Source organism: Exiguobacterium undae DSM 14481, from assembly GCF_000620805.1.
Lineage (GTDB): Bacteria > Bacillota > Bacilli > Exiguobacteriales > Exiguobacteriaceae > Exiguobacterium_A > Exiguobacterium_A undae.
Window position 1 is genome coordinate 385,380 of sequence record NZ_KK211187.1, and the last position, 13,903, is coordinate 399,282.

General features: G+C 50.3%; 13 protein-coding genes. 3 read left to right on the plus strand and 10 right to left on the minus strand.

Annotated features, from left to right (window positions below; genetic code table 11):
* Positions 1 to 9: 9 nt before the first annotated feature.
* On the minus strand, positions 10 to 2,445 hold the full coding sequence (locus P397_RS0102715) for an ATP-binding protein (RefSeq protein ID WP_028105531.1): 2,436 nt from the start codon (positions 2,443 to 2,445) through the stop codon (positions 10 to 12).
* 263 nt (positions 2,446 to 2,708) lie between these two features.
* Between P397_RS0102715 and P397_RS17950 the strand changes: the two genes are divergently transcribed.
* Positions 2,709 to 2,882 carry a hypothetical protein gene (locus P397_RS17950; protein ID WP_167331052.1) on the plus strand — a complete coding sequence of 58 codons (174 nt, stop codon included), beginning with the start codon at positions 2,709 to 2,711 and terminating at the stop codon, positions 2,880 to 2,882.
* Positions 2,883 to 3,138: 256 nt separating this feature from the next.
* On the opposite strand, the gene P397_RS0102725 is transcribed toward P397_RS17950, so the two are convergent.
* Complete coding sequence (locus P397_RS0102725) at positions 3,139 to 4,161, minus strand: zinc-binding alcohol dehydrogenase family protein (RefSeq protein ID WP_028105532.1); 1,023 nt, start codon at positions 4,159 to 4,161, stop codon at positions 3,139 to 3,141.
* Positions 4,162 to 4,334: 173 nt separating this feature from the next.
* On the opposite strand from P397_RS0102725, the gene P397_RS0102730 reads away from it, so the two are divergent.
* On the plus strand, positions 4,335 to 4,772 hold the full coding sequence (locus tag P397_RS0102730; RefSeq protein ID WP_028105533.1) for a hypothetical protein: 438 nt from the start codon (positions 4,335 to 4,337) through the stop codon (positions 4,770 to 4,772).
* Between the two features lie 53 nt (positions 4,773 to 4,825).
* Here P397_RS0102730 and P397_RS0102735 read toward each other — a convergent pair whose 3' ends face one another.
* From P397_RS0102735 to P397_RS0102750, 4 genes are all read right to left on the minus strand, one after another.
* Positions 4,826 to 5,350 (minus strand): PCYCGC motif-containing (lipo)protein, encoded by a 525-nt coding sequence (locus P397_RS0102735; RefSeq protein ID WP_028105534.1) that lies wholly within the window; start codon positions 5,348 to 5,350, stop codon positions 4,826 to 4,828.
* A 93-nt stretch (positions 5,351 to 5,443) separates the two neighbouring features.
* Positions 5,444 to 6,361: a metal ABC transporter substrate-binding protein gene (locus tag P397_RS0102740; RefSeq protein ID WP_028105535.1), complete on the minus strand. Its 918-nt coding sequence runs from the start codon at positions 6,359 to 6,361 to the stop codon at positions 5,444 to 5,446.
* A complete protein-coding gene (locus tag P397_RS0102745) occupies positions 6,358 to 7,218 on the minus strand; it encodes a metal ABC transporter permease (protein ID WP_026831856.1) in 861 nt (286 codons plus the stop codon). Before P397_RS0102745 ends, P397_RS0102740 begins: the two co-directional genes overlap by 4 nt.
* Complete coding sequence (locus P397_RS0102750) at positions 7,215 to 7,955, minus strand: metal ABC transporter ATP-binding protein (RefSeq protein WP_028105536.1); 741 nt, start codon at positions 7,953 to 7,955, stop codon at positions 7,215 to 7,217. The genes P397_RS0102745 and P397_RS0102750 overlap by 4 nt, the downstream gene beginning before the upstream one ends.
* Positions 7,956 to 8,190: 235 nt before the next feature.
* On the opposite strand from P397_RS0102750, the gene mgtE reads away from it, so the two are divergent.
* The gene (mgtE, locus tag P397_RS0102755) at positions 8,191 to 9,543 is read left to right on the plus strand and encodes a magnesium transporter (RefSeq protein ID WP_028105537.1); all 1,353 of its coding nucleotides are present in this window, start codon (positions 8,191 to 8,193) and stop codon (positions 9,541 to 9,543) included.
* 77 nt (positions 9,544 to 9,620) lie between these two features.
* Here the strand turns inward: mgtE and P397_RS0102760 are convergent, their stop codons facing one another.
* The 4 genes from P397_RS0102760 to P397_RS0102775 form a co-directional block, all read right to left on the minus strand.
* Positions 9,621 to 11,192, minus strand: coding sequence for a glycosyltransferase (locus P397_RS0102760; RefSeq protein ID WP_028105538.1), 1,572 nt, complete (start codon positions 11,190 to 11,192; stop codon positions 9,621 to 9,623).
* Between the two features lie 118 nt (positions 11,193 to 11,310).
* Positions 11,311 to 11,943: a hypothetical protein gene (locus tag P397_RS0102765; protein ID WP_028105539.1), complete on the minus strand. Its 633-nt coding sequence runs from the start codon at positions 11,941 to 11,943 to the stop codon at positions 11,311 to 11,313.
* 15 nt (positions 11,944 to 11,958) lie between these two features.
* Positions 11,959 to 12,285 carry a potassium channel family protein gene (locus P397_RS0102770; RefSeq protein ID WP_028105540.1) on the minus strand — a complete coding sequence of 109 codons (327 nt, stop codon included), beginning with the start codon at positions 12,283 to 12,285 and terminating at the stop codon, positions 11,959 to 11,961.
* Entirely contained in the window at positions 12,282 to 13,865 is a 1,584-nt protein-coding gene (locus tag P397_RS0102775; RefSeq protein ID WP_028105541.1) for a sensor domain-containing diguanylate cyclase, read from the minus strand. The genes P397_RS0102770 and P397_RS0102775 overlap by 4 nt, the downstream gene beginning before the upstream one ends.
* Positions 13,866 to 13,903: the final 38 nt, after the last annotated feature.

Genomic DNA, 13,903 nt, shown 5'->3' on the forward strand with positions numbered 1-13,903 from the left:
GCGGTTTGCTTATGCATCCGGTTGTGTCAATGGCAAGTCGACGGTGAACGTCGAGCCTTGTCCTTCAATCGATTCGACGTGGATTTCACCATCATGGGCACGAGCAATCTCGCGACAGATGGATAAGCCAAGTCCCGTTCCACCGATTTTTCGGGTATCGGAATTATCGACCCGGTAAAACTTCTGGAACAGTTCGCTCATGGCGGAAGCAGGTATGCCGATACCGTGATCGGTAATCGCCACCTGCAGCCGTTCATTATGCTCGGTCACACGGATGTCGATGGCACCGCCGGCTGGTGAGTACTTGATGGCATTGTTGATCAAGTTTCCGAACAATTGACGAATTTTCTTTGCATCGGCCTCAATCAAGAGGGGTGACACGTCAGATGAGACACGAATTTGATGACTGGACGAAGACAGACTGTGCAGTTGTTTTAAGTCCTTCATCATCGCGAGTAAATCAAACGGTTCGAACGTGTACTCTTGTTTATTGGCCTCCATCCGTTGTAAATCAAGGAAGTCATTGATTAACAGGGACAATCGCTCGGTTTCCGAATGGACGGCGAGCAAGTATTTTTTTTGACGATGTGACGGAAGATCCCGCTGGATCATCAGCTCGGTAAAACCGTAAATCGAGGAGAGCGGTGTCCGTAACTCATGGGAAATCGTCGAGACGAGTTCATTTTTAATCCGATCGATTTCGACTTCGTTCGTCACATCCCGGAGAACAAGCAGGATGCCCCGGAACTTCCCGCCGTAATGGATTTCTTCCGAGTAGGTCTTGATGAACCGTTGTTCGTGGTTAATCGAAAACGTGATGCCTTCTCCCGTTTCCCGGTTGACGAAGGTTTGACGCAAGTACCGTTCGAATTCAGGCAGTTGATCGACCTGGTATTTTAAGTGGGTGATCGAATCATCGATTTCAATCAACCATTCAGCCTTGGACTCAACGGCGGATGGATGATCAAATAATTCGAGTAACGGTCGGTTGATCAATTGAATCGGTCCGTCCGGTTCGATATAGACGATCGACTCACGGATCGAGTTCAACAAGCGGGCTGTTTTTTCCCGTTCTTGATCAATCTCGTCGAAAGAACGCATCCGGAGGAGCGACAACGCGAGTTGACGGGCGAATGACGCCAGTTCTTCCTGCTCTTGCCGATCAAACGGGCGGTGCAGGCGCATCAGATAGATGTAGGCGATGATTTCATCGGTACTGGCGTCAAGGACCGGTGTCACCGCAAAAGCGCGTTCTTCGAATTGAGCCGTATGCGGAACTTTGTCTGTCCGTGCTTTTCGAATGACCGGTTCAATCGTCGCAATCAACTGATCCTGCTCGTGTTCCGACATGGCGTGAGACACGATGTTCGTTACCGTCGTCCCTTCTTTGAAAATCAACGAACCATTCGTCGAGTCGGTAATCTCGACCATCTTTTCGATGACAGCTGGATACGCTGTCACGGTATCTCGGTCGGCAAGTGTTTCGGTCAACTGATTCCGGATTTTGAGATGGGCTTCATTGCGCAACGTCAATTGCAGTGCTTGTTCCAGATTATCGTTGGACGACATCAACCGATGTTTGTTGTCGGTCAGTGCTGTCGCCATTTGATGAAACGACTTGCTGAGCTCGCCGATCTCATCGGTCCGGTTCATCGGAATCAACGGTGCCGTGTGAAGTCCTTGCGCAAGCAGCTTGCTTTCTTTACTGAGCAGTTGAATCTGACGTGTCGTCCGTTCGATGAAGGGACGGATGATCAACAGAATGACGAGAAATAAGACAAGCAGATTCACAAGCCAAATCCATTCGGCGTATTTTGTTTGTGTAATCAGTTTGTCCTTTGCCATCGTCTCTTTGGCCTGCAGACTTGTCCGGTAATTGGTGAAAACACTCTCCATCGTGTTGACACTTTTACGCATCGTTTCACTGTCGGACGCATTCATCTTGAACTTTCGGTTCGGATCCCGTTTGACTTCCGGCATCATCGATTTCAGACTCGGCATCTGCAGGAAACTTTCATCGACAGTCCCGTCTTGTTTGGCTTGAACGTACTTGATCAAGCTCGGCATCACGAACGTCGTGTAGGACGTGTAAAGCGAACGGACATCGGAGGCATAGATTTGATCAGCCTCATAAGTTCCGTTTTTCTCGAACCACTGGGTTTGTTCCTCCAGCGACTGTGTTTTTTCGTCGACGGTCTCTAATACAGCGTCGTCTCCAAACACGATATATCCCCGCATCTCATACTGGAGTGATTGCCAGTCGTCCCATAAGGATGTCGCCCTTTCCTGACGCTCGCTGATGGCATCGAGACTGGTTTTCGCACTCATGACTTGATGGTTCGTATAAAAGTAAGCAGCAATCGAAGAAACAGAAAGCGTAATTAGTATGAGGTAAAAAGCGGACATGATTTGTCGGCTGATTTTTTGATTGAACCATTTTTTCATAAAGTATATGGATGCCCCTTTGCGTCAGCTTTCCGATTCAATAATAGATGTAACTACTATACCTATTTCTTACCGTAATCGTACATTTTTTAGACTCAAAAATATAGTGTTATTAGAAAATTATCTTAAATACAAGAAATTCATACCAAAAAGTGCTCGAGACGTTTTGGGACATTCACAATCGAGCCGATGCATGCGTGCTTTAAAATCAGGGAAAGATGAAAAGTACGGTGGATGTTTCTGAGAAGAAAGGGGGACTTCAGATGAACTATCGCTTTTTAGCTGTATTGTTCGCAGCCGATGCGGCGATTTTAATCGTTGGCGGGATGCTGTTACGCGATACGTTTTCATACGCACCGATCATCGGCTGGGCAGGAGGACTGTTGTCGTTATTTGCGGCGATCGTCTTTTCCGTGAAGCGGCAAAAGAGCAGATGATACAAAAAAGGGGCTGACTCAAAAGTCAGTTTTTACAAAGATCAGGGTGGCAGAATGATAATCTGCCACCCTGATCTCGTAAAAAAATCACTCGCTACACGCAACTCCTACAGGAAAAAGCGCATTTTTGCGCTGTCAGAGACAAACAAGACCCGCTTTCCTGCCTGAATGGGGCAGGAAAACTGGCTTGTGTCTCGCCTGAGGAAAGGGCGTGAAAAGACGAGTGATTCTTTTTTGAGTCAGTCCCTGTTACGTCTTATCGTCGTTCAACAACGACTTTCCCAATCGTTTTGCCACTTTCGACGAGGCGATGGGCTTCTTTCAAGTTGTCGGCATTTAGACCGATCAGTGTCTGCGTGACAGTCGTCTCAAGCGTCTCTTCTTCGAACCACGTGGCGACTTGCGTCAAGATTTCGTGTTGGCGGATCATGTCTGCTGTCTGGAACAGCGAACGGGTGAACATGAACTCCCAGACGAAGGTCGCACTTTTCTGTTGCAACGCACTGAGGTTAAGGTTTTGATCCGTCTCGACGATGCTGCAAATCTTTCCTTGCGGAGCGATGACGTCGACCATCGCGTCAAAATGCTGATCGGTTGCATTCAAGCAGAAGATATAGTCGACGTAGTGATACCCCAGTTGCTCGAGTTGAGCTCGGAAGTCTTCATGGTGATTGATCGTATGATGGGCGCCATGTGTTTTGGCCCATTCAATCGTCTCCGGTCGTGAAGCCGTTCCAATGACGGTCAGTCCGGCCTTGTTCGCGAGTTGCGTCGCAATCGAGCCGACACCGCCGGCTGCACCGATGATTAACATCGTCTTATCGAGGTTTGATTTGGCATCAAACGTCAACTGGAGACGGTCGGTCAATGCTTCGTAAGCCGTCAACGTCGTCAGTGGCAGGGCGGCCGCTTCGCTGAACGCCAGCCGTTGCGGTTTTTTGGCGACAATCCGTTCATCAACGAGTTGGAAGTCGCTGTTGGAACCGGGCCGGTTGATGGCACCGGCATAATAGACTTCGTCACCAACCGAGAAGAGGGAAGCATGGTCGCCGACTTCAACGACGATACCTGCCGCATCGTAACCGATGACTTTTGGTTCAGTCTCGTCCGCACCGTGGGCCCGGACTTTCGTATCGACCGGATTGACGGAGACTGCCTTAATTTCAACTAACAGATCGTGTCCTTGCGCGACGGGGCGCTCGATTTCAAGATCAATCAAACTGTTGGCTTCTGTAATCGGTAAATGCTGATGGAATCCAATGGCTTTCATTTGAGTCATATCGATCATCCTTTCGTAAGTAACTATCTTTGGAACTGTTCCACTTGCCTGAAGAAATGAAACCACTTCTAAAACTAAAAAACTGATTTACTTCCTGCTGAACGGTCCATTTCATTTGGGGATTTGTAGTAAAATGGATGGCGTATCTACTACTGAAAAAGGAGTCGAATCGTATGCATGATGTCATTTCCTTTCCAGCAGCCCCGACGCAAGCCCTCATTGAACGGTATTTAGTCCATGCCCACCCGCACCCGCGCTCTTACCAGCCTGCAAAATTGATCGCTTTACGACGGGAACAAGGCGTCATGAACCGTCTGTATCGAACGGAACGGGAACTGATCCTTCGTCCGGCTGAAGCGATTGCCCCACAAGTACAACGGTTATCGATGGAGCAACAACGGCGTTTACTCGGTTACATGGAAGCACGACGCACCAGTTTTGGTTTTGATGAGTCGGCAACCTATAAATTCTACCTGCTGGAAGTGGCGTATGAATTGCGGCATCTCCCACGCACGAGTCAACCGCTTCGCGCCCATACGTATTATCAACTCGAAGAACTGCTTTCCGGCAGACCGTTTGTCCTCCATGCGACCGCTCGTTCGCGACACTAAGTCCTACACAAAAAAAGCTGTTTCGACGCTTGAGGTCGAAACAGCTTTTTGATTTAGAGGGCAGGAGTGGGTGTCGGTGCCACGTCCATTTTGGAATAGATCGCATCAATGTCATCGCGGATTTGTTTGATGGGTGTGCCTTGTTGATAGGCGACGATTGATTGAGCCGCAATGTCGAGACACGTCCCACACGTAATGCCGTGTGTCGTCCACGTCGTTTCACCGCTCTGTGCCTGATCCGCAATGAAGCAGTCATAGTTACTCGTATGACCGGCAGATTCCCCGCAACCACAGTAACACGGCATTTTTTCGAGCAAGTCCTGATGCTTCGCGACAGACAAATAAATCGTCTGAATCGACGAATCGGTCTCTTTTAAAAATGACGGGGCGATTGTCGGAGAAGTCGTCCGCTCCAACTGATCAGCACCTGTATGTGAAGCATGTCCTTCATGTTCAGCATGCGCTTCCTGTTTTTCCTGTTCGGCATGTGGGGCGGTCTTTTGTTCCGCCTGACCACAGGCACCGAGCGCAAGGGTCGCTGATAATGTCGCGATCATCCATCCGTTTTTTCGTACCATCCATATCCCTCCATCGTATATCGTTTCCGTCCTTAGTATACGTTGGATCAGACAGCCGTGCAGAAAAATCGGGTGGCAATCCGATGACAGTTCTTAGCGGGTCAGTTGTTGTTCGATCGTATCGAAGTTCGCTTCCATCATCGTCAAGTACGTCGAGCCGTCTTTTCCTTTGGCACCCAGCGAATCGGTATAGAGGGTTCCGCCAATCGGGACACCGGTTTCACGGGAGACCGTCTCCATGCTCCGGCGGTCGACACTTGTCTCGACGAACAAGACGGGAATGTCCTGCTGCTTGATTAAATCGACGATGCGGCGGACTTGATCGGGTGTTCCCTGATTATCGGAATTGATCTCCCAGATGTAGTCGGCTTTAAAGTCATAGGCGGAACTGAAGTACTTAAAGGCGCCTTCACTCGTGATCAGATGCCGTTGTTCCTCAGGAATCGCCGCAAACCGTTCTTTGGCTTTTGTGTCGAGCGTCTTGAGTTCCTTGATATACGCGGAAGCATTTTTTTCGTAATCCGCCCGGTTGTCCGGATCTTCCTTAATCAAACCATCTTTGACGTTTTCGACGTACTGGATGCCGTTGTTCAGATCGAGCCAGGCGTGGGGATCGGTTTCCTGTTCTTTTCCGGCTGCCGTCAAGTACTTCGGTTCGACGCCTTTACTCAGTTGATAGACCGGTGCGTCTTTGCCGTCTTTGTTTGTACTCGAACGGAGTTTGTTGAACCAGGAACCGCCGGCTTCAAGATTTAACCCGTTATAAAAAACGACGTCGGCATCGGCCATCTTCTGGACGTCCGTCGGCAACGGATCATACTCATGGGGATTGGCACCAATCTTGACCATGCTGTGCACTTCGACGTGTTCGCCGCCGACGACACGTGCCATATCTTCTAAAATCGAATAGGTCGTGACGACCTGCAATTTTCCTTCGTCCGCGGAATCCGTTGAACAGCCTGCCAGTAAGACGGCGAGACCAGCCAAGGGGATGAATCGTTTGAATGTCATGTCGTGAGCTCCTTTTTAGATGATTTCCATTTCCGGAGCAGACCGTGACGTGGTGAGAACACGAAGACCAGTGCAAACAGGGCAGTCGCGACCAGCACGATCGACGCTCCGGAAGAAAGGTTGTAGGTAAAACTAAAATACAGACCAACGATGGAAGAGATTGTGCCGAACCCGGCGGACAGGAAGATCATCCGCGACAACCGGTTCGTCAAGAGATAAGCGGTCGCTGCCGGTGTGATCAACATCGCGACGACGAGGATGATGCCGACTGTCTGCAGGGAAGCGACTGTGACGAGTGTCAACATCGTCATCAGCAGGTAGTGGACCAATCGTGTCGACAATCCGTAAGCTGCAGCCATCGTCGGATCAAAGGATGTGACCAATAGTTCTTTGTAGAACAGATAGATCGCCCCGAGAACGATGATGCCGATGATCAGTGTCATCCACATATCACTCGGGCGGACGGCGAGGACGTTTCCGAACAGGATGTGGTACAGGTCACTGCTGCTGCGTAAGAAGGAAATCAGGATGATGCCGAGCGCAAAGGCAGAAGTGAACAAAATCCCGATCGCGGTATCGTTTTTGATCCGGCTGTTTTGGCTGACAAACCCGATTCCGAGCGCCGTCAGCAGACCGGTCACGACCGCACCGATGAAGAAGTTGATACCGAGCAGATAGGAAATCGCGACGCCCGGTAAGACAGCGTGGGAAATCGCATCCCCCATCAAGGACATGCCGCGCAGGATGATGAAACAGCCGATGACACCACAGATGATCCCGACCATGACGGAGGTGATGAGCGCTTTTTGCAGGAAATCATACTGAAACGTCGCTTCGATGAAAGTTAAAAAGTTCATGAGGTGACCTCGACTTTCTGTAAGAAGGCGAGCGAATTGCCGTATGCGCCTTCAATCGTTTTGGCATGCAAGACATCTTTCGGCGGACCGACGGCAACCAATTGCCGGTTCAACAACATGAGGGTATCGAAGTAATCGGCGGCCTTACTCAAATCATGGTGGACGACGACAATCGTTTTCCCTTCGTTGCGTAGTGTCCGCAATAAGTCGATGATGACCCGTTCACTGCCGGCATCGACTCCGACGAACGGTTCGTCCAGTAACAGCAGTTCTGCTTCTTGTGCCAGGGCACGGGCTAAAAAGACCCGTTGTTGTTGACCGCCCGACAGTTCACCGATCTGTCGGTTGGCATAGTCCTGCATGCCGACCCGTTCGAGACAAGCAACCGCTAAGGCCCGATGTTGTTTCGTCGGACGCTTGAACAGACCGAGTTTTGGATAACAGCCGATCAAAACCGCGTCGAGCACCCGAATCGGAAAATCCCAATCGATGGCACTGCGTTGTGGAACGTAAGCGACCCGCGTCCGTGCTTCTTTTGTCGATTGACCCAACAAGGTGATCGTTTTCGCACCGGCCGGAATCAATCCCATGATGGCTTTGATGAAGGTCGATTTGCCGGCACCGTTTGGACCGATGATGCCGACAAGCTGTCCTGCCGTGAAGCGAACAGATAATTTTTCCAAGGCGGTCGTTTCGAAATACGATACGTTTAATTGTTCTACTTCGATTGCGTACATATGAAGACACTCCTTTCAACTGCTTAAATTTTGGTGTGGAAACAAATGTTTCCTTAGGGCAAGAAAAAGTCTAAAAAAAGAGATTGCCTTATCGCATGGATTGTTCTCCGAACTAATAATGTTTCCTTTAGGCAAATTTTAAGGCGTGACGAAAGAAAAGTCAACTGCTTTGACGGGCGTTCTTTTTGAAAGCATCGTGCTAAGATGGAGAAGGAGAAAACGTGGGGGTGGTAGTATGAGTCAGTCAAAGGAACAACAATGGAAGTTGCTGCTGCTGGATGCGTTGATGAAGGAACGACGTGAAGAAGCACAGCAGGTGATTGAGGAAGTCTATCCGTACGATTTGGCGAAGTGGTATGTCGAGTTGGCGCCAACCGAGCAAGAACGTCTGTTACGCTATCTCGATCATGAACGTTTGGCGGATGTCATCGAGGAACTGGAACTGGAGCAACAGTTGGATGTGCTGCGGCGTCTCGACGTCGAACATGCCGGACACGTCATGGATTTAATGGAAAACGATGATTTGGCAGAAATTCTGGAAGAACTGCCGGACGAGGAAGTGGACCGCTTACTGTCGGGGATGCGACAGGACGAAGCACTGGTCGTCCGGAATTTGCTGACGTATCCGGCAGAGACGGCCGGACGTTTGATGACAAACCGTTTCATCTGGGTGACGGAGGAGTCGACAATCGGCGAGACGGTCGAGAAGATGCGGGATTATATCGAATACTCGGAAACGATCAACTACGTCTATGTCGTCAATCAGCTGAGTCAACTCGTCGGCGTCATCTCGTACCGTGATTTGATTTTGGCGAATAACGACGAACAGATTGCGGACGTGATGGATCGAAAAGTCATCAGCGTCTCGTCGGAGACCGATCAGGAGGATGTCGCGAAGATGTTCGAACGATACGATCTGGTATCGTTGCCGGTCGTCGAAGGGGAGGTCCTCGTCGGACTGATTACCGTCGATGATGCGCTCGATGTCTTACGGGAAGAAGCCAATGAAGACATCGAGAAATTATCCGCTTCCGGTAAATCGATTGATTTTGATACAAAACCTTGGGTGGCGGCGACACGCCGGTTGCCGTGGCTGATTCTGTTACTCTTCATCGGACTTGTCTCGGGATCGATCATCAGTCAGTTCGAGGAGACGTTGTCGAAGGTCGTCGCCTTAGCCTTCTTCATGCCCATGATTGCCGGCATGACCGGAAACACCGGAACCCAGTCCCTCGCTGTCGTCGTCCGCGGATTGATCACACGCGAAGTCGATAAAAAAGTCGTCACCCGGCTGATTCTTCGAGAGTTGCGGGTGGGATTGATCATCGGTGTGACATGCGGTATTTTGATTGCGATCATCGCCTATGTCTGGCAGGGGGATCCGATTCTGGGTCTCGTCGTCGGCAGTTCGTTGATCATCACCTTGATTTTCGGCACACTGGCGGGAACGATCATTCCGTTGATTTTGCATCGCCTGAACATCGACCCGGCCATCGCGTCCGGTCCACTCATCACGACGTTAAACGACATCCTGTCGTTGCTCGTCTATTTTGGGATCGCGACCGCATTCATCAGCCGTTTGATGTAACACCAAAAAAGTATCGTTCTGCCGGATCTGTTGAGATGCGGCGAAACGATACTTTTTCTTGTTCTCGGGGATAACAGTTAATGTGTCGAAACGTCCAGTTCGTGTAACAGGTTCACCCAACTCGTTTCATACTGTTGATCAGAAAACGGTGCGAGCGCTCCGGCAGCACGTAAGCCCATCGCCTGCCGTGCTTCGGGCTGTGTCATCAATTCAATCGCGGCCTCGGCAAACTGAGCCGTGTCGCCTTTTGGAATGAGACGTCCCGTCACGCGGTCTTCGATGATTTCCGCCGGACCATAACAAATATCGTAAGCGATGACCGGGATCCCGTAGCTCATGCTCTCGAGGATCGCCATTCCGAATCCTTCCGATTGGGAGGTGAAGAGCGTTGCGACGGCACCGGCATAGGCTTCCCGCATATCGGTGACGAACCCTTTGAAATGAACATGATCCGTTAAGGCGAGTTCCTTGATCAACGCCAAGAGGTCCTTTTCAAGTTGATCGTTGTACCCGAATCCATAAAAATCAAGGAAGGCGTTTGGATTATGATCGACGATCAAACGCATCGCGCGAACACTCTCCGCGACATCTTTTTTGATTTGAATTCGTGACACGACGACGAACCGGTTCGGATTGACGGCGTCAGCAACAAGGCTGCCTGCCGCTTTATTCGTAAAGGCATGCGGAATCGATTTGAAAAGCGAATCGTGTCCAAACTGCTGTTTCATGTGTGTGGCTTGACGGGGCGTTGCCGTGACGACGGCACTCCATTCGCCGATCCGCTTAAACAGCGCATTCCACACACCGCTGATCGTCGCGGTCTCGTCAAACGGCGCGACAAAATGATTACTATGGCCGAAGGCGATTTTCCGAATGTTCGGATGGGTGACATCCAATACGACGGCATCTAAATTCCGTTTCGGTAAGTTTGGCAGACGATCCCGGAATTCCGAGGACAGCAGGACTGCCGGATATTGGGCCAGCAACTGATTCAGCGCAAACGTGTAGAAGGCGGCCGGATCGTTGAATTGGAACTGTTCGTGTTTTCCGAAGTAAAACAGATGACTCCAATCCACCGAATTGATCTTATGCCACAGTGTTAAGTAACAGGTGCCGTCACCGTTGAGAAATTGACGGGAGACCGGTTTGTTCGTCGTCGCCGAATAATGAATGACTTGGAACAATTGGCCGTGCTCAAGGTATTCTTCCCGTTTTAAGCGGTGACGCGACTCTGAAAAGTAATCGATGAAGACGAGCCGTTCATCGGCGTCAAACCGTATGTACTGGCAGTAGACACCGTTCTCGAACAGACGATAGGAATCGTTTTCCGGGCGGCTCGCATCCTCGAAGATGACGAATTGCCGTTGCAATCGTTTCAGCAAACGGGCTTTCGTCTGTTTATCATTCGGTTTTTGCTTACCTAACGTATGGATCAAGTTCGTAACCTGCACACGCTGATCCAACAGATGGAGGTGGACCATCTCTTCCCGGATACTGTTGATTTGTGTCTGCAACCCGAGGGTCAACAGATGGACGTGACGATCCGGCTCAGCGGCTGCGATCGTGTTCGCCCGCTTGATGACGGCTTTGACGAGACCGCCGCGTTTCGTACCTAACGTATTTAAGGTGAAAAAAGTTGTTCGCTTCATGGTGTTGGCTGTTTCACCTGTTCAGGTGAAGACAACCTGCACCTCCTCTCTTCTTATCCACTGTCTTGTTCCACTCTACCTTACTTCGTCTGAAAAGGAGAGGGGAACGTTCATCCGTTCAGCGAATCCAGACCGCAAGCGGTCCGATGTCATCAAAACCGGCCTCGAGGGCCGTGATCAGTTGATCCCCATATTCATAGCCGACAAGCGGTTGTCCGGGAAAATGGGCGGAGCTGAGCCGGATCACATCATCCCACAGCCGTTCGTCGAGATAGTTTGAGGTCAGGTGGGACAGACCGGTCGTCTGTCCGTTCGAATAGGCGATGAATCCCGCTTGTTGCTGCTCGGAAAAAAACAGCCGGACATCGGAACGTTCAAACAACCTCTGCGGGACATCCTCCGTTTCGAGGATGGCGAAAAAACGTGCTGCTTCCTGCACGTCACGCACGACGGTCCAATCGGCAGGTAAAGCCCGACGATCGAGGATCGGACGGCGGGTGATCCATTCGGCTGTAAAGAGATGCGTCAAACCGGCACGTGAAAAATCGTAACCGGCCGTACAATCCTTGATGCTCCTGACACCGGACAAATCAAGTTGTTGTTGGTGAGCGCGGACCATCATTTCCGGATAGAGGAGCGGAACATCCCCTTTGGCGACCCAGCTATCCGCCGTTTCCGTCACGGTACACCCATGCAACTCACAGATTAAACGACACCAGTCGAAATTGTTTTGAATGGCAGCTTGTCGCATCGATAACTTCTCCTCTCACTCTTCCGGCTGTTTGATCAAGACATAGGACAGCGTCGCGATCAGCGTCAAAAACAATCCGCATCCGATCGTGATGTACGCCATCGTAAAGATTTTCCCGAGCGTCGTGACGGGGGAAAATGTCGGATGCCCGACCGTACTCAGTGTCGTGATGCAAAAGTAGAGCGCATCGACGACCGATAAATTTTCTTGCGTGCTGTAAAAAATCGTTCCGGAAATCAATGTCAACAGACAGAGAATCAATAATCCTTGGAAGTACGACAAGTGGAACGCACGACGTATTCCTTTGAACAGGCGTGAAAAAATAGCGAACGCGGAAATCATCTGGCCCCTCCTTCATACGGTCGTTGTATCGGATCCAGCGTATCATGAATCCGGTATCCGTTTTTGCCGTTATGTTTGATATGATACATCGCTTGATCGGCATGATGAATCAACGTATCGAGACTGATGCCGTGGTCAGGGGAATAACTGAGACCGATGCTCGTCCGAATCTCAATCAACTCTTCCGCCAAAAGAAACGGATTGTCTTGGAACGTTTTTAAGAGTGACGACATGAACTGATGGAGCTGATCCGGTGTCTGATCATACAACAGTAAAAAGAATTCATCGCCCCCGACACGCGCCGCAAAGCCGAGCGATGCAACTTCTTGTTCAAGTAATCGGGCCATGTGGATTAAGAACGCATCCCCAATCTGATGCCCGTACGTATCGTTGATGCCTTTGAATCCATCCAGATCGACGACGACAATCGTAATGCTCATCCGTTTCAACAGTTCTTGTCCGGCTGCTTCATAAAAACTGCGCCGGTTGGCAATCTTCGTCAGTGGATCGTGATATGCAAAAAAGCGAATCGTTTGCTCGGCCTCTTTGAAGGACTGGATATCCCGAATCAACAACATTCCGTGGAGTTCCTGTTCGATGAAGACGAAATCGGCATCCATCACGACATACCGTTCCTGTTGTTCCCGGGTGACGACTTTCGTTTCGTACTCATTGAATTTGCGCTGCGACTGGAAATGGACCTCGTAATGGACCGTCCAGTCCTGCTGTTTTTTCTCCGGCAGATAATCGGCGAACGGATGACCCAACAAGTCCTGCTCTTTCAGTAACGTATAGGCGGCAGGATTCGCACTCTCGATCCGGCCGTACCGGTCGACCAACAGGATCGCGGAAGGATTCAAGTTATACAGCGTCGCAAACCGTTTTTGGTAGGACGCAAGATAATCAAACCGACGCATCGCAATCGTCAAGGCAGCCGCCCAAAACAGTCCGCCGTACATATAGGCATACGGGGGCATGATGCCATAAAACGAGTTGTAACCGAAGACGACATCCCAGACAAGGACGATCAGCGCAACACCCAGCAAGACGTTGATGATGCCGCGTCGTGCGTCACGCAAGTGCGTCCGGGCGTAGACGAGGAGACCGATCACGAGGACGTGGAAGACGTTCCCGACCGTCATCGTGATCAAATAGGACGGATTGAACTCCGGATAGATGAACAGTCCGATCCGGTCGAACTGTTGGCTGTTGATGACGTTCGTCTGAAAGACATAGGTAAACAAGACGATGGCCATCGGCAGGTAAAAGATGCCCGGATACAGGAGGCGCGGCATCTTTTTCCACAAGTTCGACACACGGAAGATAAAATGAAGCGATGTACTGAAGACGAGTAAGCCGGCATTCCCGAACCAATACGTCACAAAAGCCGGACTCATCGCGACCGGTGCGGTATTTCGGAAAAACTCACCGAGGAATAACATCCCGTAGGCAAAGGTAAACAAGCTCAACAACCGGTGTTGCGAGCGCTTCGGATTCCGCAAAAAGATATCGACCGCCATATAAAACATGATGAACGTCGGAATCAAATAGACGGCTGCGTACAAAAACAAATTCGTCATGAAAAACCGTCCTTTTGAATAAAATGAATTGAATAGTT

Bases quoted from the DNA above. Each gene is read 5' to 3' on its own strand.
- P397_RS0102765 (WP_028105539.1), bottom strand. From the start codon at position 11,943: ATGCGACAAGCTGCCATTCAAAACAATTTCGACTGGTGTCGTTTAATC.
- P397_RS0102745 (WP_026831856.1), bottom strand. From the start codon at position 7,218: ATGAACTTTTTAACTTTCATCGAAGCGACGTTTCAGTATGATTTCCTG.
- P397_RS0102750 (WP_028105536.1), bottom strand. From the start codon at position 7,955: ATGTACGCAATCGAAGTAGAACAATTAAACGTATCGTATTTCGAAACG.
- P397_RS0102740 (WP_028105535.1), bottom strand. From the start codon at position 6,361: ATGACATTCAAACGATTCATCCCCTTGGCTGGTCTCGCCGTCTTACTG.
- P397_RS0102775 (WP_028105541.1), bottom strand. From the start codon at position 13,865: ATGACGAATTTGTTTTTGTACGCAGCCGTCTATTTGATTCCGACGTTC.
- P397_RS0102730 (WP_028105533.1), top strand. From the start codon at position 4,335: ATGCATGATGTCATTTCCTTTCCAGCAGCCCCGACGCAAGCCCTCATT.
- P397_RS0102770 (WP_028105540.1), bottom strand. From the start codon at position 12,285: ATGATTTCCGCGTTCGCTATTTTTTCACGCCTGTTCAAAGGAATACGT.
- P397_RS0102735 (WP_028105534.1), bottom strand. From the start codon at position 5,350: ATGGTACGAAAAAACGGATGGATGATCGCGACATTATCAGCGACCCTT.
- P397_RS0102725 (WP_028105532.1), bottom strand. From the start codon at position 4,161: ATGACTCAAATGAAAGCCATTGGATTCCATCAGCATTTACCGATTACA.
- P397_RS17950 (WP_167331052.1), top strand. From the start codon at position 2,709: ATGAACTATCGCTTTTTAGCTGTATTGTTCGCAGCCGATGCGGCGATT.
- mgtE (WP_028105537.1), top strand. From the start codon at position 8,191: ATGAGTCAGTCAAAGGAACAACAATGGAAGTTGCTGCTGCTGGATGCG.
- P397_RS0102760 (WP_028105538.1), bottom strand. From the start codon at position 11,192: ATGAAGCGAACAACTTTTTTCACCTTAAATACGTTAGGTACGAAACGC.
- P397_RS0102715 (WP_028105531.1), bottom strand. From the start codon at position 2,445: ATGAAAAAATGGTTCAATCAAAAAATCAGCCGACAAATCATGTCCGCT.